General features: G+C 70.3%; 13 protein-coding genes, 1 tRNA gene, 1 rRNA gene and 1 pseudogene. 13 read left to right on the forward strand and 3 right to left on the reverse strand.

The window, feature by feature from the left end:
- The 3 genes from rrf to ACZ6CV_RS19595 form a co-directional block, all read left to right on the forward strand.
- Positions 1–94 (forward strand): 5S ribosomal RNA (gene rrf, locus ACZ6CV_RS19585); the annotation flags it as partial.
- A 116-nt stretch (positions 95–210) separates the two neighbouring features.
- Positions 211–888 carry a DegT/DnrJ/EryC1/StrS family aminotransferase gene (locus ACZ6CV_RS19590; protein WP_469252448.1) on the forward strand — a complete coding sequence of 226 codons (678 nt, stop codon included), beginning with the start codon at positions 211–213 and terminating at the stop codon, positions 886–888.
- A 106-nt stretch (positions 889–994) separates the two neighbouring features.
- Positions 995–1067 (forward strand) — tRNA-Thr (locus ACZ6CV_RS19595).
- Between the two features lie 47 nt (positions 1068–1114).
- On the opposite strand, the gene ACZ6CV_RS19600 is transcribed toward ACZ6CV_RS19595, so the two are convergent.
- Positions 1115–3736 carry a SpoIIE family protein phosphatase gene (locus tag ACZ6CV_RS19600; protein ID WP_469252033.1) on the reverse strand — a complete coding sequence of 874 codons (2622 nt, stop codon included), beginning with the start codon at positions 3734–3736 and terminating at the stop codon, positions 1115–1117.
- A 339-nt stretch (positions 3737–4075) separates the two neighbouring features.
- Here ACZ6CV_RS19600 and ACZ6CV_RS19605 point away from each other — a divergent pair, with 339 nt between their 5' ends.
- The 10 genes and pseudogenes from ACZ6CV_RS19605 to ACZ6CV_RS19650 all read left to right on the forward strand — a co-directional run.
- Positions 4076–9598: a HAMP domain-containing protein gene (locus tag ACZ6CV_RS19605; RefSeq protein WP_469252034.1), complete on the forward strand. Its 5523-nt coding sequence runs from the start codon at positions 4076–4078 to the stop codon at positions 9596–9598.
- 244 nt (positions 9599–9842) lie between these two features.
- Complete coding sequence (locus tag ACZ6CV_RS19610) at positions 9843–10526, forward strand: response regulator (protein WP_355804268.1); 684 nt, start codon at positions 9843–9845, stop codon at positions 10524–10526.
- A gap of 146 nt (positions 10527–10672) precedes the next feature.
- The gene (locus tag ACZ6CV_RS19615; protein ID WP_469252035.1) at positions 10673–13471 is read left to right on the forward strand and encodes a DNA translocase FtsK; all 2799 of its coding nucleotides are present in this window, start codon (positions 10673–10675) and stop codon (positions 13469–13471) included.
- A gap of 212 nt (positions 13472–13683) precedes the next feature.
- Positions 13684–14586 carry a helix-turn-helix domain-containing protein gene (locus ACZ6CV_RS19620; RefSeq protein WP_469252036.1) on the forward strand — a complete coding sequence of 301 codons (903 nt, stop codon included), beginning with the start codon at positions 13684–13686 and terminating at the stop codon, positions 14584–14586.
- A 139-nt stretch (positions 14587–14725) separates the two neighbouring features.
- The gene (rimO, locus tag ACZ6CV_RS19625) at positions 14726–16207 is read left to right on the forward strand and encodes a 30S ribosomal protein S12 methylthiotransferase RimO (RefSeq protein ID WP_469252037.1); all 1482 of its coding nucleotides are present in this window, start codon (positions 14726–14728) and stop codon (positions 16205–16207) included.
- A complete protein-coding gene (gene pgsA / locus ACZ6CV_RS19630) occupies positions 16204–16902 on the forward strand; it encodes a CDP-diacylglycerol--glycerol-3-phosphate 3-phosphatidyltransferase (RefSeq protein ID WP_358713061.1) in 699 nt (232 codons plus the stop codon). The genes rimO and pgsA overlap by 4 nt, the downstream gene beginning before the upstream one ends.
- Positions 16899–17516 carry a CinA family protein gene (locus tag ACZ6CV_RS19635; RefSeq protein ID WP_469252038.1) on the forward strand — a complete coding sequence of 206 codons (618 nt, stop codon included), beginning with the start codon at positions 16899–16901 and terminating at the stop codon, positions 17514–17516. Before pgsA ends, ACZ6CV_RS19635 begins: the two co-directional genes overlap by 4 nt.
- A 109-nt stretch (positions 17517–17625) precedes the next feature.
- Positions 17626–18000 carry a helix-turn-helix domain-containing protein gene (locus tag ACZ6CV_RS19640; protein ID WP_055564110.1) on the forward strand — a complete coding sequence of 125 codons (375 nt, stop codon included), beginning with the start codon at positions 17626–17628 and terminating at the stop codon, positions 17998–18000.
- 166 nt (positions 18001–18166) lie between these two features.
- Positions 18167–18637 carry a Dps family protein gene (locus ACZ6CV_RS19645; RefSeq protein ID WP_358777083.1) on the forward strand — a complete coding sequence of 157 codons (471 nt, stop codon included), beginning with the start codon at positions 18167–18169 and terminating at the stop codon, positions 18635–18637.
- 338 nt (positions 18638–18975) lie between these two features.
- Positions 18976–19164, forward strand: a pseudogene (locus tag ACZ6CV_RS19650) (hypothetical protein); the annotation flags it as partial.
- A 151-nt stretch (positions 19165–19315) separates the two neighbouring features.
- Here the strand turns inward: ACZ6CV_RS19650 and ACZ6CV_RS19655 are convergent.
- Positions 19316–20239, reverse strand: a complete 924-nt coding sequence (locus tag ACZ6CV_RS19655) for an SDR family NAD(P)-dependent oxidoreductase (protein WP_469252039.1) — start codon at positions 20237–20239, stop codon at positions 19316–19318.
- Between the two features lie 92 nt (positions 20240–20331).
- Positions 20332–21132: an Fpg/Nei family DNA glycosylase gene (locus ACZ6CV_RS19660; protein ID WP_469252040.1), complete on the reverse strand. Its 801-nt coding sequence runs from the start codon at positions 21130–21132 to the stop codon at positions 20332–20334.
- Positions 21133–21209: the final 77 nt, after the last annotated feature.

Consider the following 21209-nt stretch of genomic DNA (forward strand, 5'->3'; position numbering starts at 1 on the left):
AACGCCCGGTTACATTCCGAACCCGGAAGCTAAGCCTCACAGCGCCGATGGTACTGCAGGGGGGACCCTGTGGGAGAGTAGGACGCCGCCGAACTCCTTTTGATAAGAGCTGGTCCCTGAACTTCGGTTCGGGGACCAGCTCTTTTTTGTTGTGCGTCACCTTCCGTTCACGTCGTGCGACCAACATCGCCTGGCATGGGGACAGTTGGATTGTTGCGCGCCGCCGGTGTGGGCACCGGCGATGAGGTCGTCGTGCCGGCCTACGGGAACGCCGAGGTCGCCGAGGACGTGGTCCTCGCCGGTGCGGTGCCCGTCTTCGCGGACATAAACCCGGCCACGTACTGCCTCGACCCGGACGCCGTGAACGCCGTGGTGACCCCGCGGACGGCCGCCGTCGTCGTCGTGCACCGCTTCGGCAACCAGGCCGAGGTGCAGCGGCTGCGGGACGTCGGGAACCGGCAGGGGCTCCTCGTACTGGAGCGCAGGGAGCCGGAGGCCGCGGCCGTGGAGACCTCGTACGACCTGCTGGAGCGTCGGCGGGCGCACGCCGCGTATCTCAGCGGGCGCCTTCGTGGCGTCGTGACGCCCGACGGCGGTGAGGGGCACGACTACCAGCAGTACGTCGTGCGCGTGCCGGGGAACGGGCGGCCCGACCGGGACGCCTTCGCACGCGCCGTACGGGCCAAGGGAGTTGACTGCCGGGTGCCGGTGAAGACGCCCGTGCACCGCATGCCGCGGTTCTGGCGGGACGTGTGTCTGCCCGAGACCGAGCGGGCCGCCGACGAGACGCTGGCGCTGCCGGCCGACGCGTCCCTGTCGCGGCGCGAGCTCCACCGTGTCGTCTCCGCGTGCAATGCGCTCGGCGGACTGCTGCAGCCCGCGTTCTGAGAGGTCGAAAGCCGGAAGCGGGAAGTCGGAAGGCGGTTCGAGGCACCCTTCGATTTCAGGTATGATCTATTCCGTTGCCGCGGGGAAAACCCCCACAAGGCAGCAGGCCCCTATAGCTCAGTCGGTAGAGCGTCTCCATGGTAAGGAGAAGGTCAGCGGTTCGATTCCGCTTGGGGGCTCACGTAAAGAAGGCCCCCGCCCAACTGGGCGGGGGCCTTTTGCGTACTCAGTCCTTCTGGAGACCCGGCACCCGCATCGCGAGGATCGCCATGTCGTCGGAGGGCGCGTCCGTCGCGAAGCGCTCCACCGCGCGCATGATGCGTGCCGCGACCGCTCCCGCCGTCAGACCCGTGCAGGTCGTCAGGACGTCCGCGAGGCCGTCGTCACCCAACATGCGGGTGCCCTCGCGGCGTTCGGTGACGCCGTCGGTCACGCAGAGCAGGACATCGCCCGGGTCGAGCGTCATCGTCTGCTCGTACAGTTCGAGGTCGTCCATGACGCCGAGCAGCGGCTGCGGTTCCGCGTACGGCTCGACCGTGCCGTCCTGGCGCAGGCGCAGCGGCAGCGGGTGGCCGGCGCAGACGACCTTCAGGACCGCCGAGCCGTCCTCCTGGGGCCACAACTCGCCGTACAGGAGCGTCAGGAAGCGGCTGCGGGCGCCCTCGTCGAGGATCGCGGCGTTGAGCCGCTCCAGGACGGCCGGGCCGCCGAATCCCTCGCGGGCGAGCAGACGCAGGGCGTGCCGGGCCAGACCCGTGACGGCCGCGGCCTCCGGACCCGTGCCGCAGACGTCGCCGATCGCGAAGCCGTACGCGCCGTCGCGGATCGGGAAGAGGTCGTAGAAGTCGCCGCCGACCTCGTTGCCCTCGCCGGCCGCGCGGTAGATGACCTCGACCTCGACGCCCGGGACCGGCGGGAGCCCCGGCGGCAGCAGGCTGCGCTGCAGGGACTGGCTGATGGCCATGCGCTCGGAGTAGAGGCGGGCGTTGTCGAGGGCGAGCGCCGCCCGGCGGGAGAGATCTTCGGCCAATTCCAGGATCTCTTGGCGGAAGTGTTCGTCGGCGGGCTTACCGAGGGTGAGCATGCCGATGACGCGGTTGCGGGCGACCAGGGGCAGGACCACCGTCTCGCCGCCCACCGCCGACGCGGTGGAGAGCGTCGTGCCGATGCCCGAGCCGAGGGTCATGGGCTCGCCGAGGCCGAGGCTGCGCATCGAGGTGCGCAGGGCCGCCTGGTGCGCCGCCTCGGACGGGGCCGCCCAGATGCGGGCACCGGGGGTGGGCACCGGGTCCGGCGGCGAGATCTTGGAGAGGAGGGCCTTGAGGCCGTCGATGCGCTCCTCGTCCTCGTGCAGGACGTACGAGAGATAGGGCTCGGCGGACTGGTCGGCGATCGTGTAGACGGCGCACCAGGTGGCCAGGGTCGGGACCGTCATCTGGGCCATGAGGGCCAGGGTCTGGTCGCGGTCCAGGGTGCCCGCGAGGAGGTCGGAGGCCTCGACGAGGAAGGAGAGCGAGCCGCGGCGGAGCCGCTCCAGCTCGCCGAGGCGCGCGGACTCCACGGCCAGGGCGATGCGGTCGGCGGCGAACTGCAGGCGCAGGGCCTCCTCGTTCGAGTACCGCCCGGAGGCCTCGGCGGCGACGCCCAGGGAGCCGGTGAGGCGGCCCTCCACCTTCAGCGGGACGGTGACGACGGAGCGCATGCCCGTGCCGGCGAGCAGCGGGACCGCGCCCGGCACGACCGTCAGGTCCTCGTGGACGGCCGGCATGCGGGCGGAGCCGTAGCGGCCGGGGGCCGACTCGACCTGGACGCGGGCGAAGCGCTGGCGGGCGGACGGCAGACCGGTGGAGGCGCGGACCTCCAGCTCGGTCTCGTCGTCGGTGGCGAGGAGCAGGAAGGCCGCGTCGCCGTCGAGCATGTCGCGGGCCCGTTCGACGGTGCGCTGGAGCAGGCCGTCGAGGTCGTCGGGGGCGGGGGAGCCGATGAACACCTCGAAGGGGTCCGTGGCGTGCGGCTCGGTGCGCGAGCCCGGCTCGGGGGGTGCGCCGCGCAGCGGGGTCTGCAGCACCGCGCGTTCGTCGTCGCGTACGAGCAGGCAGACCGTGGAGGGTTCGCCGTCGGCGTCGCGGACGCGCAGGTGCGAGGCGTAGACCGGGATCACGCAGCCGTCGGCGCCGCGGACGCCGTAGCTGCCCTCCCAGCGGGAGAGCTGCAGGGCCTCGGCGATGCCGGTGCTGGTGCCCGGGGTGTGCGGCCAGGCCGCGAGGTCGTTGAGCGGCTTGCCCATGACCTGCTCGGAGCCGTAGCCGAAGAGTTCCTCGGCGTCTTCGTTCCAGGCGGAGATGGCGCCCAGGCGGTCGATCTGGATGACGGCGACGCGGACTCTGCCGTCGGCGATGGGCAGCAGCGCGGCCGGCAGCGCGGGGCCCGCGGAGCGGGTGCCCACGGGGCGGTGGGGCAGGTCGAGCTGGAACCAGACCTGCTTGTGGGTGGGCGTGTAGTCGACGCCCCAGCGGGACGCGAGTGCCGCGCAGAGCTGGAGGCCGCGGCCGCCCTCGCGGTCGGGGCTGCCCATGTTCACCGAGGACTGCTGAAGCGGGATCTCGCGCTCCGGATAGCGGTCGGAGACCTCGATGCGTACGGCGTCCTCGCTGCGCAGACACTCGACGTCGGCGGCCGTCCCGGCGTGCACCACGGCGTTGGTGACCAGCTCGCTGGTGAGGACCACGGCGTCGTCGACGATGTCCGAGAAGCCCCAGCCCTGCAGGGTGTCGCGCACGAAGGAGCGAGCCGTCGCGACGGAACGTCCGACGGGGTCGAAGGTGGCAGCCGCGCGCGCGGTGATCACAGCACTCCTCGTACGAGTATCGACAGTGTCGACTGTATCGACGCCCAGTTCTCCCGAACCCATGGTGACGGCCGCCCCTCCGATGCCCGCTTGTTCGTGTACCACCGCCCTGGCCGGGCAGGACCGGGGTGGTTGGACAGCCGGATGCAAGGTTACTTACCTTCGCCGTCCATGCTGATGCCGGTTGTCAGTGTTTCCGCCCGGAGGGTGTGCGGACGGTGTGCGAAGCTGCCGAACTGTTATGGCCTGGTTCAGCCATGGTGAAACACTGGGCAAGCTTCATGGAGACAGCCCAGAAATACCCGAGCAGTACCGGTCGACCCTTGCGGGAGGGACACAGTGGAGTCTGGCGCAGCGACGCGGGGTTCTAAAACGCGCGCGAAAGACGGACAGTCCCTGAACAAACAGCGCAAACCGCGCAACGGGACGACGGCTTCAGTGGACGCCGCGGCTCTGAACAGGCTGCTCGCGGCCCTGGCGGCGATGCGGGACGGCAACTTCCGCAAGCGGCTGACGGTCTCCGGCGACGACGTGATGTCCGAGATCGCCGCCGTCTTCAACGAGGTGGCTGACCGGAACCTGCACCTCACCGGTGAGCTTTCCCGGGTGCGGCGCATGGTCGGGCGTGAGGGAAAACTCACGGAACGACTTGAGGCCGGGGCGAGCGAGGGCTCGTGGGCGGCCGCGATCGACGCGTCGAACGCGCTCGTCGACGATCTCGTACGTCCCGTCTCCGAGGTCGGCCGGGTGCTGTCCGCGGTCGCGGAGGGCGACCTGGAGCAGCGCATGGAGCTGCGGGCCCAGGGGGTCGACGGGGCCGCCCACCCGCTGCGCGGCGAGTTCCTGAAGGTCGGACGGACGGTCAACAACCTCGTCGACCAGCTCTCCACCTTCACGGACGAGGTCACGCGCGTGGCCAGCGAGGTCGGCACCGAGGGCAAGCTGGGCGGGCAGGCCAGGGTGCGCGGGATGTCCGGTTCGTGGAAGGACCTCACGGACTCCGTGAACACCATGGCGTACCGCCTGACCGCCCAGGTGCGGGACATCGCGCTGGTGACGACGGCCGTGGCGAAGGGTGATCTGTCCCGCAAGGTCACGGTTCATGTCGCGGGCGAGATGCTGGAGTTGAAGAACACCGTCAACACGATGGTGGACCAGCTCTCGTCGTTCTCCTCCGAGGTGACGCGGGTGGCCCGCGAGGTCGGTACGGAGGGCGAGCTCGGCGGCCAGGCGCAGGTGCCGGGTGTGGCGGGCGTGTGGAAGGACCTCACCGATTCGGTGAACCTGATGGCCGGCAACCTCACCGCCCAGGTGCGGGGGATCGCGCAGGTCACGACGGCGGTCGCGAACGGCGATCTGTCCCAGAAGGTGACGGTGAGCGCGCGCGGCGAGGTCGCCCAGCTCGCCGAGACGATCAACCAGATGACCGAGACGCTGCGGACGTTCGCGGACGAGGTCACCCGCGTGGCCAACGAGGTCGGCGCGGAGGGGCAGCTCGGCGGGCAGGCCAACGTGCCGGGCGCGGCCGGTACCTGGAAGGATCTCACCGACTCGGTCAACACGGTCTTCCGGAACCTCACGACGCAGGTGCGCGACATCGCGCAGGTGACCACGGCGGTGGCCAACGGTGACCTGTCGCAGAAGGTCACCGTGGACGTCGCGGGCGAGATGCTCGAGCTGAAGAACACCACGAACACGATGGTCGACCAGCTCTCCGCCTTCGGCTCCGAAGTGACGCGCGTGGCGCGGGAGATCGGCGTCGAGGGTGAGCTCGGCGGTCAGGCGCAGGTGCAGGGCGCGGCCGGTACGTGGAAGGACCTCACCGACTCGGTGAACACCGCGTTCCGCAACCTCACGGGGCAGGTCCGCAACATCGCGCAGGTGACGACGGCGGTGGCCAACGGCGACCTGTCGCAGAAGGTCACCGTGGACGTCTCCGGCGAGATGCTCCAGCTGAAGAACACCGTGAACACGATGGTGGACCAGCTGTCGTCCTTCGCCGACCAGGTCACGCGGATGGCGCGGGACGTGGGCACCGAGGGCCGGCTCGGCGGCCAGGCGCGCGTGGACGGCGTGAGCGGTACGTGGAAGGACCTCACGGACTCCGTCAACTTCATGGCGGGCAACCTGACGTCGCAGGTGCGCCAGATCGCGCAGGTCACCACGGCGGTGGCGCGCGGCGACCTGTCGCAGAAGATCGAGGTCGACGCGCGGGGCGAGATCCTCGAACTCAAGAACACCATCAACACGATGGTCGACCAGCTGTCCGCCTTCGCGGACCAGGTGACCCGGGTGGCCCGCGAGGTGGGCACCGAGGGGCGCCTGGGCGGTCAGGCGCAGGTGCCCGGCGTGGCCGGTGTGTGGCGGGATCTGACGGACTCCGTGAACGGCATGGCCGGCAACCTCACCGCGCAGGTGCGCAACATCGCGCAGGTGGCGACGGCGGTGGCGCGCGGCGACCTGTCGCAGAAGATCGACGTGGACGCGCGCGGCGAGATCCTGGAGCTGAAGAACACCCTGAACACGATGGTGGACCAGCTGTCCGCCTTCGCCGAGCAGGTCACGCGGGTCTCCCGCGAGGTGGGTACGGACGGCATCCTGGGCGGCCAGGCCGAAGTGCAGGGTGTCTCCGGCACCTGGAAGGACCTCACGCAGTCCGTGAACGGCATGGCGAACAACCTCACCCTGCAGGTGCGGAACATCGCCGAGGTCACCACGGCCGTCGCCATGGGCGACCTCTCCAAGAAGATCACCGTCGACGCGAAGGGCGAGATCCTCGAACTCGTCACGACCGTCAACACCATGGTCGACCAGCTGTCGTCGTTCGCCGAGCAGGTGACCCGGGTGGCCCGCGAGGTGGGCACCGAGGGCCAGTTGGGCGGTCAGGCGCGGGTGCCGGGCGTCACCGGCATCTGGAAGGACCTGAGCGACAACGTCAACCTGATGGCCAACAACCTGACCAGCCAGGTGCGCAACATCTCCCAGGTCTCGGCGGCGGTCGCCAACGGCGACCTCACCAAGAAGGTCACGGTGGAGGCGCGCGGCGAGGTCGCGCAGCTCGCCGACACGGTCAACACCATGGTGACGACGCTGAGTTCGTTCGCCGACGAGGTCACGCGCGTGGCCCGTGAGGTGGGCACCGACGGCATCCTGGGCGGTCAGGCGCGGGTGCCGGGCGTCTCCGGTACGTGGAAGGACCTCACCGAGTCCGTGAACTCGATGGCGTCCAACCTGACCGGTCAGGTCCGCAACATCGCGATGGTCACCACGGCGATCGCCAAGGGTGACCTGACCAAGAAGATCGACATCGACGCCCGGGGCGAGATCCTGGAGCTGAAGACCACCATCAACACCATGGTCGACCAGTTGTCGTCCTTCGCCGAGCAGGTCACCCGGGTCGCCCGCGAGGTGGGCACCGAGGGCCAGCTGGGCGGCCAGGCACGCGTGCGTGACGTCGACGGCACGTGGCGGGACCTCACCGAGTCCGTGAACGAGATGGCCGGAAACCTCACCCGGCAGGTGCGCGCCATCGCCAAGGTCGCCACCGCGGTGACCCGGGGCGACCTCAACCTCAAGATCGAGGTCGACGCCGCCGGCGAGATCCAGGTGCTGCAGGACAACATCAACACGATGATCGCCAACCTGCGCGACACCACCCTGGCCAACAAGGAACAGGACTGGCTCAAGGGCAACCTCGCGCGGATCTCCGGTCTGATGCAGGGCCGCCGCGACCTGGACGACGTCGCCTCGCTGATCATGAGCGAGCTGACACCGGTGGTCTCGGCGCAGCACGGCGCGTTCTTCCTGGCGATGCCGACGGACGACGGGCAGGACCTCGGGGGCGACCACGAGGACGCGTACGAGCTGCGGATGCTCGGCAGTTACGGGTACTCCATGGGGTCCATGCCGACGTCCTTCCGGCCCGGCGAGACGCTCATCGGGACGGCCGCCAAGGAGCGGCGCACGATCCTCGTGGAGAACGCGCCGTCCGGCTATCTGCGGATCGCCTCCGGGCTCGGCGAGGCGCCGCCCGCGCAGGTCATCGTGCTCCCGGTGCTCTTCGAGGGAACGGTCCTCGGCGTGATCGAGCTGGCCTCCTTCCAGCCCTTCACGCAGATCCAGAAGGACTTCCTCAGCCAGATCGCTGAGATGATCGCGACGAGCGTCAACACCATCAGCGTCAACACCAAGACCGAGGTGCTGCTGAAGCAGTCGCAGGAGCTGACCGAGCAACTGCGGGAGCGGTCCGCCGAGTTGGAGAACCGGCAGAAGGCCCTTCAGGACTCCAACGCGGAGCTGGAGGAGAAGGCGGAGCTGCTCGCCCAGCAGAACCGTGACATCGAGGTCAAGAACACCGAGATCGAAGAGGCCAGGCAGGTTCTGGAGGAGCGCGCCGAGCAGCTCGCGGTCTCGATGCGCTACAAGTCCGAGTTCCTCGCGAACATGTCGCACGAGCTGCGCACGCCGCTCAACTCCCTGTTGATCCTGGCCAAGTTGCTCGCCGACAACGCCGACGCGAACCTCACCCCCAAGCAGGTCGAGTTCGCTGAGACGATCCACGGCGCGGGATCGGACCTGCTGCAGCTGATCAACGACATCCTCGACCTGTCGAAGGTCGAGGCCGGCAAGATGGACGTCTCCCCGACGCGCATCGCGCTGGTCCAACTCGTCGACTACGTAGAGGCCACTTTCCGGCCGCTGACCGCGGAGAAGGGACTCGACTTCTCCGTACGGGTCTCCCCGGAACTGCCCGCCACGCTGCACACGGACGAACAGCGCCTCCTCCAGGTGCTGCGCAACCTGTTGTCGAACGCGGTGAAGTTCACCGACTCCGGAGCGGTCGAGCTGGTGATCCGGCACGCCAACAACGACGTGCCCAACGCCATCCGCGAGCAGCTCCTGGAGGCGGGCTCGCTGCGCGACGCGGACGCCGACCTGATCGCCTTCTCGGTGACGGACACCGGCATCGGCATCGCGGCCAGCAAGATGCGGGTCATCTTCGAGGCGTTCAAGCAGGCCGACGGCACGACGAGCAGGAAGTACGGCGGCACCGGGCTCGGCCTCTCCATCAGCCGGGAGATCGCGCGGCTGCTCGGCGGCGAGATCCACGCGCAGAGCGAGCCGGGCCGCGGCTCGACCTTCACGCTCTATTTGCCGCTGCACCCGAGCGAACTGCCGCCCCAGGGCTACACGCAGCTGGCGCCCGCGCCCCAGCCGCGCGAACTGCCCGCCCTGGAGGAGGCCCCCTCGACCGAGGGCACGGCCCGGCCCGAGACCGCCCCGGCGCGCCAGGAGACGTCCACGGGCCCCGCGTCGCTCTTCCGCAGGCGGCGCCGTTCCGCGCCCGCGCAGGAGCCCTCGGCGCTGCCGGGACAGTCGGCTCCCGGCGCACAGGAGCAGCGGCCCCAGGAGCAGCGCCCGCAGGAGCAGTGGCCCTCGGTGCAGGAGACCCCGGCCCCTGCCGCGTCCCGGCCCGGCATCCACTTCGGCGGCGAGAAGGTCCTCATCGTCGACGACGACATCCGCAACGTCTTCGCGCTCACCAGCGTCCTGGAGCAGCACGGCCTCGCGGTGCTGTACGCGGAGAACGGCCGCGAGGGCATCGAAGTGCTGGAGCAGCACGACGATGTGACGGTGGTTCTGATGGACATCATGATGCCCGAGATGGACGGGTACGCGACGACGACGGCGATCCGCAGGATGCCGCAGTTCGCCGGTCTCCCGATCATCGCGCTCACCGCCAAGGCGATGAAGGGCGACCGGGAGAAGGCCATCGACTCCGGAGCTTCCGATTACGTCACGAAGCCGGTCGACCCGGATCATCTGTTGTCGGTGATGGAGCAGTGGATGCGCGCTGAGTGACCGAGAACCGGCTTCGTCACACGGAGTTGCTGACAGAGTGTGGCGGAGGTCGTGTAGAACCGCGGTGTGCGGGGAACCTTCTGGTCTCCCGCCGCGTTTCTGCTACGTGCACAGTGACATCGCGGTGACAGGGTGTGGCGACAGGCGGGGTGCGGCTACCATGACCGGCACAAGGACGGGCGGCGCAAGGGAGTCGTCCTCTGGGGCGGCGCCCGGTGTACCGCCGGGGCGAGGAGGGCGGGCCATGGTGCAGAAGGCCAAGATCCTCCTGGTCGATGACCGGCCGGAGAATCTGCTGGCGCTGGAGGCCATCCTCTCTGCGCTCGATCAGACACTGGTGCGGGCATCGTCCGGGGAGGAAGCGCTCAAAGCACTACTCACGGACGACTTCGCGGTCATTTTGCTGGACGTCCAGATGCCGGGAATGGACGGCTTCGAAACCGCCGCGCACATCAAACGGCGGGAGCGGACGCGGGACATCCCGATCATCTTCCTCACCGCCATCAACCACGGACCGCATCACACCTTCCGTGGCTATGCGGCGGGCGCGGTGGACTACATCTCCAAGCCGTTCGATCCGTGGGTGCTGCGCGCGAAGGTCTCGGTCTTCGTCGAGCTGTACATGAAGAACTGCCAACTGCGGGAGCAGGCGGCGCTGCTGCGGCTGCAGCTGGAGGGCAGCGGCAAGGCCGTGGCCGGCGACGCCAAGGAGCCCGCGGGGCTGCTCGCCGAGCTGTCGGCGCGGCTCGCGGCGGTCGAGGAGCAGGCCGAGGCGCTGTCCAAACAGCTGGACGACGAGTCGGCGGATGCCGCGGCGGTCGCCACCGCCGCCCATCTCGAACGCAAACTCACCGGCCTGCGCCGGGCGCTTGACGCCCTGGAGCCGGGCACCGGCAGCGGCGCGCCCTCGGTCCCCTCGCAGAACTGACGTGGCACGGAGCCTCCCTGACGAGGTTTCGTGCCGCGTGAGCGCGGTGAAGCGCCGTCAGTTCTCCGCCACCGCAAGGGCGACACAAACGGGTGAAGCAGTGGGCACACGTGTCCGCAGTGGTCGACACCGGTAACCTCACACCCATGGCCTCACGTCAGTCCGCAGCCAAGAAGACGCCCGCGAAGAAGGCGGCCGCGCCGACGAAGGCTCCGGCGAAGAAGGCCGCTGCCAGACCGCCCGCGAAGAAGATCGCGGCAAAGAAGGTGCCCGCCAGGAAGGCGCCGGCCAAGAAGGTCGCGGCGAAGAAGCCCGCGCCCAGGCCGGTGCCCAGCCCCACCGGGGGCGTGTACCGGCTGGCGCGCGCCGTCTGGCTGGGCATCGCGCACGGAGTCGGCGCCATGTTCCGCGGCATAGGGCGCGGCGCCAAGGGCCTCGATCCGGCGCACCGCAAGGACGGCCTCGCGCTGCTCCTGCTCGGCATCGCGCTGATCGTCGCCGCGGGCACCTGGTCGAACCTGCGCGGTCCGGTCGGCGACCTCGTGGAGGTCCTGGTGACCGGCGCGTTCGGCCGCCTCGACCTGCTGGTGCCGCTGCTGCTGGGCACCATCGCCGTACGCCTCATCCGGCACCCGGAGAAGCCCGAGGCCAACGGCCGCATCGTGATCGGCCTGTCCGCCCTGGTCATCGGCATCCTCGGACAGGTCCACATCGCGTGCGGCTCGCCCGCCCGCAGCTCCGGGATGCAGGCGATAAGGGATGCCGGCGGTCTGATCGGCTGGGGCTCCTCCACGCCGCTGATCTTCACCATGGGCGAGATCCTCGCGGTGCCGCTCCTGGTGCTGCTCACCGTCTTCGGGCTGCTCGTCGTCACGGCCACGCCCGTCAACGCCATCCCGCAGCGCCTGCGGCTGCTCGGCACCAAGCTCGGCGTCGTCCAGCCCGAGCCGGAGGCCGAGGTCTACTTCGACGACGACGAGCGGTACGAGGACCAGTGGCGCGAGGCGCTGCCCGCCCGCCCCGCGCGCCGGCGCACCCCCGCCCCCGACGCATACGACCCGGACGGCTACGGTCCCGACCGGGCCGAGGAGGACGCCCTCTCCAAGCGGCGCAGGCCGCGCAGGACCCCCGTACAGCCGGACATGGACCGGCCGATGGACGCCGTGGACGTGGCGGCCGCCGCTGCCGCCGCCCTGGACGGTGCCGTGCTGCACGGCATGCCGCCGTCGCCGCTGGTCGCCGATCTGACCCAGGGCGTCTCCGGGGAGCGGGAGGAGCGCGAACACAGCGAGGAGCGGGAGCCCGCGGCCCCCGTACCGACCGCGCGCGCCACCGACGCTCCGGTGCCCGGCAAGCTCAAGAAGAAGCCGCAGGCGCCCGCTCAGAGCGCCGTACAGGACCTCACCAAGCCCGCGCCCGAGCCCCCGCGCGAACTGCCGCCCCGCGCCGAGCAGCTCCAGCTGGCCGGCGACATCACCTACGCGCTGCCCTCGCTCGACCTCCTGGAGCGCGGCGGCCCCGGCAAGACCCGCAGCGCCGCCAACGACGCGGTCGTGGACTCGCTGACGAACGTCTTCACCGAGTTCAAGGTCGACGCGCGCGTCACCGGCTTCACGCGCGGGCCGACGGTCACGCGGTACGAGATCGAGCTGGGCCCCGCCGTGAAGGTCGAGAAGATCACCGCGCTGGCCAAGAACATCGCGTACGCGGTCGCCTCGCCCGACGTCCGGATCATCTCGCCGATCCCCGGCAAGTCCGCGGTCGGCATCGAGATCCCGAACACCGACCGCGAGATGGTCAACGTCGGCGACGTGCTGCGCCTGGCCGACGCGGCCGAGGACGACCACCCCATGCTCGTCGCGCTCGGCAAGGACGTCGAGGGCGGCTATGTGATGGCCAACATGGCGAAGATGCCGCACATCCTGGTGGCCGGTGCCACCGGCTCCGGCAAGTCGTCGTGCATCAACTGCCTGATCACTTCGATCATGATAAGAGCGACGCCCGAGGACGTCCGGATGGTCCTCGTCGACCCCAAGCGGGTCGAGCTCACCGCGTACGAGGGCATCCCGCACCTGATCACGCCGATCATCACCAACCCCAAGCGGGCCGCCGAGGCGCTCCAGTGGGTCGTGCGCGAGATGGACCTGCGCTACGACGACCTCGCCGCCTTCGGCTACCGGCACATCGACGACTTCAACCAGGCCGTGCGCGAGGGCAAGCTCAAGACGCCCGAGGGCAGCGAGCGGGAGCTGCAGGCGTACCCGTACCTCCTGGTGATCGTCGACGAGCTCGCCGACCTGATGATGGTCGCCCCGCGCGACGTCGAGGACTCGATCGTGCGCATCACCCAGCTCGCGCGCGCGGCCGGCATCCACCTGGTGCTCGCCACCCAGCGGCCCTCGGTCGACGTCGTGACCGGCCTGATCAAGGCGAACGTGCCCTCCCGTCTCGCCTTCGCGACCTCCTCGCTCGCCGACAGCCGCGTCATCCTCGACCAGCCCGGCGCGGAGAAACTCATCGGCAAGGGCGACGGTCTCTTCCTGCCGATGGGCGCCAACAAGCCCACCCGTATGCAGGGCGCCTTCGTCACCGAGGACGAGATCCACGCGGTGGTCCAGCACTGCAAGGACCAGATGGCGCCGGTCTTCCGGGACGACGTCACCGTCGGCACCAAGCAGAAGAAGGAGATCGACGAGGACATCGGCGACGACCTCGATCTGCTCTGCCAGGCCGCTGAACTGGTGGTCTCCACCCAGTTCGGGTCCACGTCCATGCTGCAGCGCAAGCTGCGCGTCGGCTTCGCGAAGGCCGGCCGGCTGATGGACCTGATGGAGTCGCGCTCCATCGTCGGGCCCAGCGAGGGATCCAAGGCACGTGACGTTCTTGTGAAACCTGACGAGCTGGACGGCGTGCTCGCGGTGATCCGCGGGGAGGCTAGCCCATAAGGCCGGGCCGGGCTCACCCGTAAGGGATCAGCAGGCAACCGTTTCCCTTCGACGCACGTCAAGTTGAGGGAGATAAGAGCACGATGTCCCACCATCAGGATGTCCGGCCATTCTGATGGCGTACAAAGTCCGTCCGTCCGGTTGCCCCACCCTTTCAGGACCCGCCTAAACTGAACCTCCGGCAGGTGGCTACACGCTCGAAAGGCGCCCCCGTGTCCATCGGCAACTCCCCTGAAGACGACCGTCCTTCAGACGACCGCCTCGACCGCCCCGACCGCGCCGCAGACGAGAGCGCGGCAGACAGGACGCAGGCCGCCGACCGCCAGGCCGACGACCGGCTCCCGATCGGCCGTGTCCTGCGGCAGGCCCGTATCGACGCGGGTCTGACCGTCGACGAGATCAGCACCTCCACGCGCGTGCGCATCCCGATCGTGCACGCGATCGAACAGGACGACTTCTCCCGCTGCGGCGGCGACGTGTACGCCCGCGGCCACATCAGAACGCTGGCGCGCGCCGTCGGGGTCGACCCGGCTCCGCTGCTCGCCCAGTACGACGAGGCGCACGGCGGCCGTCCGCCCGCGCCCACCCCTGCGGCGCCCCTCTTCGAGGCCGAACGCATCCGCTCCGAGCCGCGCCGGCCGAACTGGACGGCAGCCATGGTCGCCGCGATCGTCGCGGTGATCGGCTTCGTCGGCTTCACCGCGTTCGGCGGCGGTGACGACAAGGACAGCTCGAAGTCGCTCGCCGAGGGCCCCACGCCCGCGGCCTCCCAGCCGGTGAAGAAGCCGAAGCCCTCCAAGCCCGCCGATCCCAAGCCCGACCCGTCGGACAGCGCCATCGCCGGTGTCCCGCGCGACAAGGTCACGGTCAAGGTCGTCGCCCCCGAGGGCCGCAGCTGGATCTCGGCCAAGGACCACAGCGGCCGGACCCTCTTCGACGGCGTCCTTGAGCAGGGTCAGGACAAGACCTTCCAGGACAAGCAGAAGATCGATCTCGTCCTCGGCGACGCGGGCGCGATCCAGCTGTACGTGAACGGCAAGCAGGTCGACAACGAATTCGAGCCCGGCCAGGTCGAGCGCCTCACGTACACGAAGGGCGACCCGCAGGCGGGCTGACCGCGGCCCGCGAGGGCGTCCGACCAGCGACGCTCCGCGGGGCGCGGCAACGTCCGGGTGACGCGCCGCCGACCTGGGGCGGACCGGCGGGCAACCCTGGCGGGAGGTGCCGGGGCGGGGACGAAGTAGTCTTGAGACCATGCCCGAACGCCGCACCGTCGCCCTTGTCACTCTTGGCTGCGCCCGTAACGAGGTGGACTCGGAGGAGCTCGCAGGCCGCTTGGAGGCGGACGGCTGGCAGCTCGTCGAGGACGCCGAGGACGCGGACGTCGCCGTCGTCAACACCTGCGGCTTCGTCGAAGCCGCCAAGAAGGACTCCGTCGACGCCCTCCTCGAAGCCAATGACCTGAAGGGTCACGGCAAGACCCAGGCCGTCGTCGCGGTCGGCTGCATGGCCGAGCGGTACGGCAAGGAGCTCGCCGAGGCGTTGCCCGAGGCCGACGGCGTGCTCGGTTTCGACGACTACGCCGACATCTCCGGTCGGCTGCAGACCATCCTCAGCGGTGGCAGCGTCGAGGCCCACACCCCGCGCGACCGGCGCAAGCTCCTGCCGATCAGCCCCGCCGAGCGGCAGGACGCCCAGGGCGCCGTCGCGCTGCCGGGCCACGCGCCCGTCGAGCCCGCGCCGGCCCCGCAGGACCTGCCCGAGGGCCTCGCGCCCGCCTCCGGCCCGCGCGCGCCGCTCCGCCGCCGCCTGGGCTCCAGCCCCGTCGCCTCCGTGAAGCTGGCCTCCGGCTGCGACCGGCGCTGCTCGTTCTGCGCCATCCCCTCCTTCCGCGGCTCGTTCATCTCGCGCCGCCCCTCCGACGTCCTCGGCGAGACCCGCTGGCTCGCCGAGCAGGGCGTCAAGGAGGTCATGCTCGTCTCCGAGAACAACACCTCGTACGGCAAGGACCTCGGTGACATCCGTCTCCTGGAGACGCTGCTCCCGGAGCTCGCCGCCGTCGACGGGATCGAGCGGGTGCGCGTCAGCTACCTGCAGCCCGCCGAGATGCGCCCCGGCCTCATCGACGTCCTCACCTCGACGGAGAAGGTCGCCCCCTACTTCGACCTGTCCTTCCAGCACTCCGCGCCCGGCGTGCTGCGCGCCATGCGGCGCTTCGGTGACACCGACCGCTTCCTCGAGCTCCTGGACACCATCCGCTCCAAGGCCCCGCAGGCCGGCGTGCGCTCGAACTTCATCGTGGGCTTCCCCGGCGAGAGTGAGGCGGACGTCGCGGAGCTCGAGCGGTTCCTGACCGGCGCCCGCCTGGACGCCATCGGCGTCTTCGGGTACTCCGACGAGGAGGGCACCGAGGCGGCCACGTACGACGAGAAGCTCGACCAGGACGTCGTCGACGAGCGGCTCGCCCGCATCGCGCGGCTCGCCGAGGAGCTCACCTCGCAGCGCGCCGAGGAGCGGCTCGGCGAGACGTTGGAGGTGCTCGTGGAGTCCCTCGACGAGGAAGAGGGCCCGCTCGGCCGTGCCGCGCACCAGGCCCCCGAGACGGACGGCCAGATCCGGCTGACGGGCACCATCGGTGCGGACGGCCCGCACGTCGGCCGTATGGTCGTGGCAAAGGTCGTCGGCACGGAGGGCGTGGACTTGGTGGCTGAGTGTCTGCAGGAGGCCGGCAGATGACAGGAGTCCCGGCACCCGCGGGTGGTTCCGGTGCGCCGGGCGCACCGGGGACGAAGCCGGTCCGGGGCGGGAAGCTGGGCGCCGCGGCGGTCAATCAGGCCAGCCTGTGGAATGTCGCGAACCTGCTGACCATGGTCCGGCTGCTGCTCGTGCCCGGCTTCGTGATGCTGCTGCTCGGCAACGGCGGGTACGACCCGGCCTGGCGTTCGTTCGCCTGGGCGGCCTTCGCCGTCGCCATGATCACCGACCTGTTCGACGGCCACCTGGCCCGCACGTACAACCTGGTCACGGACTTCGGGAAGATCGCCGACCCGATCGCCGACAAGGCGATCATGGGCGCCGCGCTGATCTGTCTCTCCTGGCTCGGTGACCTGCCCTGGTGGGTGACCGGGGTGATTCTCGGGCGTGAGCTCGGGATCACGCTGCTGCGCTTCTGGGTGATCCGCTACGGCGTCATTCCGGCCAGCCGCGGCGGCAAGATGAAGACGCTCGCGCAGGGCACGGCGGTCGGGATGTACGTTCTGGCCCTGACCGGACCGCTCGCCACACTGCGGTTCTGGGTGATGGGGCTCGCCGTGGTGCTGACCGTGGTGACCGGACTCGACTATGTGAAGCAGGCCGTCGTGTTGCGCAGGCAGGGCAGGGCCGAGGCGCGTGCGGCGGCGGACGCGTCCGCCCGGGAGGCGGCGAAGTGACATCCCCCGGGCACTCGGCGTCCGAGGCGCCGGCGCGCACGCTGCTGCGGCTCCTGGCCGCACGCGGCGAGACGCTCGCCGTCGCCGAGTCGCTGACCGGGGGCCTGGTGGCCGCCGAGATCACGTCGACGCCCGGGGCCTCGAAGGTCTTCCGCGGCTCCGTGACGGCGTACGCCACGGAGCTGAAGCGGGACGTGCTCGGCGTCGACGGCACTCTGCTGGACCAGCGCGGGGCGGTGGATCCGGAGGTCGCGCGGCAGATGGCGGCGGGCGTGCGGACGGCCCTCGGCGCGGACTGGGGGCTCGCCACCACCGGGGTCGCGGGCCCCGACGCGCAGGACGGACAGCCGGTCGGGACCGTGTACGTGGCGGTCGCCGGGCCGGCGCGGGACGCGGGCCCGGAAGCGGCTTCCGGTACGAAAACCGAGAACATGCGCGGTTACGCCGATGGCGGAGCCCAGGTAAAAGTGGCCGCCCTGCGGTTGAACGGTGGGCGTGCGGAAATCCGTAGGGAAAGCGTACGGAGCGTCCTCACGCTGCTCATCGAACAGCTGTCCGGCGAACCTCCGGGGAACGGGCGGGCACAGGATACGGAACAGAACGGGGGGAATTGATGTTTGCAGCCCTGAGTGAACACGACATCGCTCCCCGCACGGCCGCCGCGCAAGGCGGTACGGTGGGGCGTGAAGGATGCGGCTACGCGGTCCGAGGAGGGAGCCACCGATGATTCTGCTCCGTCGCCTGCTGGGTGACGTGCTGCGTCGGCAGCGCCAGCGCCAGGGCCGTACTCTGCGCGAAGTCTCCTCGTCCGCCCGAGTCTCGCTCGGCTATCTCTCCGAGGTGGAGCGGGGGCAGAAGGAGGCTTCCTCCGAGCTGCTTTCCGCGATCTGCGACGCGCTTGACGTACGGATGTCCGAGCTCATGCGTGAAGTGAGCGACGAGCTGTCGCTCGCCGAGCTGGCTGAGTCTGCAGCAGTCCCGGAGCCGGTGCGCGCACCGGTTCGTTCGATGCTCAATTCCGTCTCCGTGGCCGGTGTGCCACCGGAACGGGTCACGATCAAGGCACCCGCGGAGGCGGTCGACGTCGTCGCGGCGTGACGTTCCGAAGAAGTGTGTGGAAGCCCCGACCGGGTACCCGGTCGGGGCTTCTGTTTGTCCGGGGTGCACCCCACGTGACCTGGGATTCATGAATCGACCTATTTGGCGGTTTTATGACATGGTTGGTGGGGATTTACCTCATTCGATCGTGAGTTGGAGGAGACAGATGTACGTCGTGAAGAGCCCGCTGTCCGATGCGGATCTGAAGACGGTCTCGGAGGCCCTGCAGGGCGCGCTGGTGGACCTGGTCGACCTGTCCCTGGTGGCCAAGCAGATTCACTGGAATGTGGTCGGCCCGCGCTTCCGTTCCGTGCATCTGCAGCTGGACGAGGTCGTCGACACGGCCCGGCAGCACTCCGACACGGTGGCGGAGCGCGCCTCGACGCTCGGCGTCTCGCCCGACGGGCGCGCGGCCACGGTGGCGCAGAGCAGCGGGATCGGCAAGACGCCCGAGGGCTGGGTCAAGGACGTGGACGCCGTGGGGGCGCTCGTGGACGCGCTCGGCGCGGTGATCACCCGAATGCGGGAGCGGGTCGACGCGACGGGCGAGGCCGACCCGGTCAGCCAGGACATCTTCATCGGGATCACGGCGGACCTCGAGAAGCACCACTGGATGTTCCAGGCGGAGAACGGCTGAGCGCGCTGCGGCGGCTGATGCGCCGGCCGGCTGATGTGCGTGGGCGGTCCGGTCCCTTGGGGGGCCGGGCCGCTCTGGCGTTTCCGCGCGGGCCATGCTGGCGTGTCTGCGCGGGCCATGCTGGCGTGTCTGCCCCCGGCGGCCTCGGGCCTCGGTCGGCGCTCCGGTCGGCTCCGGCTCGTGCGCCGGGGTGCGGGTGGGCGAGCGCCCCCGATCGTGGGGCGCTGTGACCGGGTCGGTGCCATCATCGATTGCACCGTGGTTCTTTCCGGTGACGACGACGCGCCCTCTCGTGGGAGGTGGCTTCTGTGGCTGCGGTGAGCGGTGACGGAGCGGCGATATCCAGGCGCGCCGCGCGGTGGGTGCCTGCCCTCGCGTTCGGCGCGCTGTGGTGGTGGGGCGTGCTGAGGGTCGCGTTCGTGCCCGATGCGGGGGTGCTGGAGGGGGCCGTGGCGGCCGGTGGGTGGGGCCTGAGCGTGCTGCCGGTGCACTGTGTGTCCAAGGCGCGGGCGGCTGGTGTGGCGGGTGGGGTTGAGGTCGATGGTGGGGTTGAGGTCGAGGGGGAGGGGCCTGTACGGCGTTCCGGCGGTTTTCTGGGGCGGCTGAGGGGGCGAGCCCTGGGGGTGTGGGAGCGGACGCGGGCAGGGGAGCGGGTGCGGGCAGGGGTGCGGGTCGGGGTCACCAAGGCATGGCAACGCCGCCGTTCGGGCGGAGGATCTGGCCCGTCGTAAAGGACGCGGCGTCGGAGGCCAGATGCAGTACGGCGTGCGCGATGTCCTCCGGTTCGCCGACGCGGCCCAGGGGCGACATGCGGACCATGATCTTCTCGGTGTGCGCCTGACTCTGTGGCTGAGCCTGTCGCTGGCTCTGTGGCTGGGATCGGGCCGGGGCCGCGGTGTCGTGCCGCGTCGTCATGGGGGTGCGGATCCAGCCCGGCGCGACGGCGTTGACGCGGATGCCGTGCGGTCCGACCTCCGTGGCCAGGGTCTTGGTGAGCTGGACGACGGCCGCCTTGGCCGCTCCGTAGCAGAGGAGCCCGGGGCCGCCGGTGTCGACGGCGCCGGACGCCATCGTGATGATGCTCCCGCCCGAACCCGCGTCGATCATCGTGCGGGCCGCTGCTTGGCACGCGTACAGGACGCCCTTGAAGTTGATGTTCAGAACCCGGTCGAGGTCCTCGTCACGGGTCTCCAGGACCGGGCTGCTGTGCATGACGCCGGCGATGGCGGCCATGATGTCGAGGCGGGGGGTGTCGCCGGGGGTGAGCGGGGCTGTGGCGGTGCCTACGAGCGTGGTTCTGGCTGTGGGTGTGGTTCTGGTTGTGGGCGCTGCTTCGGCGGGGGCCGCAGGTGTGGTCGCGGCCGTCGTCACGGCTCGGTCGACCTGGGTTCGGTCCGCGACGTCGAGAGCGTACGTGTACGGGGCGCCGCCGGCCGCCTTGATGAGGGCGGCGGTCTCGTGGAGCCCCTGTTCGTCGCGGTCGGCGCAGTGGACGGTGGCGCCCGCCTCCGCGAGGAGCAGCGCGGTGGCGCGGCCGATGCCGCTGGCGGCGCCGGTGACGAAGGCGGTGCGTCCGGTGAGGTCGTACGCCATGACGGGCATGACGGGACGGTACGGCTCCACCTGACGGGGCGTCAACTAGTAGGCGTGCGTGGCCGATTACGGCTTGGGGGGAGGGGGTGGCGGGCCAGGGATCACGGTGTCGGGCCCGACTGGCAGGTCGGGCACCAGTAGGTGGGACGGCTGCGCGAACCGTCGCCCTGTTCGCCGACGCGGATCGGGGTGCGGCAGCGCATGCAGGGGCGTGGTGCGCGTCCGTAGACGAAGAGGCGCTGGCCGTCGCGGTCACGGCCCGTGGTGGTGCGGGAGGACCGGTCGCGGTTGGCTTCCAGGAGCTTCTTGCAGAGGGCGGGGAGGCGAGCGGCCTTCTCCTTGGGGAGTTCGCCGATCGGGAGCCAGGGGGTGACGCCCAGGATGAAGCAGATCTCGCTCTTGAAGACGTTGCCGATGCCCGCGAGATTGCGCTGGTCCAGGAGGGCCTCGCCGAGGGGGCGGTCGGGCGCGGCGAGGAGGTTGCCCAGCGCGCGCTCCGGATCCCAGTCGGGGCCGAGGAGGTCGGGGCCCAGGTGGCCGACGGCCTTGTACTCGTCGGTGGTGCGGAGCAGTTCGAGGACGGGCAGGCGGTAGCCGACGGCCGTCCGTTCGGCGTTGCCGAGGATCGCCCGGATCTGGTGTCCGGGGCCGCCGCGCCAGCGCTCGTCCGGCGCGTACACCCGCCAGGAACCGTCCATCCGCAGGTGGGAGTGGAGGGTGAGGCCGCCCTCGATGCGGGTGAGGAGGTGCTTTCCGCGCGGGGTGACGTCCAGGACGGTGCGGCCGGTGAGGTCGACGGTGGCGAGCTTGGGCACGCGCAGGTCGGAGCGCGTCAGGGTGTGCCCGGCCAGGGCGGTGTGCAGGCGCCGGGCCGCTTGGAGGACGGTGTCACCTTCGGGCATGAGATCAAGGGTGGCATGACGGGGGCGGGGTGGGGTGGTTATGGGGTGCCGGCGGTTATGGGGCGCAGGCGCCTAGG

Source organism: Streptomyces sp. NPDC041713 (assembly GCF_055591085.1).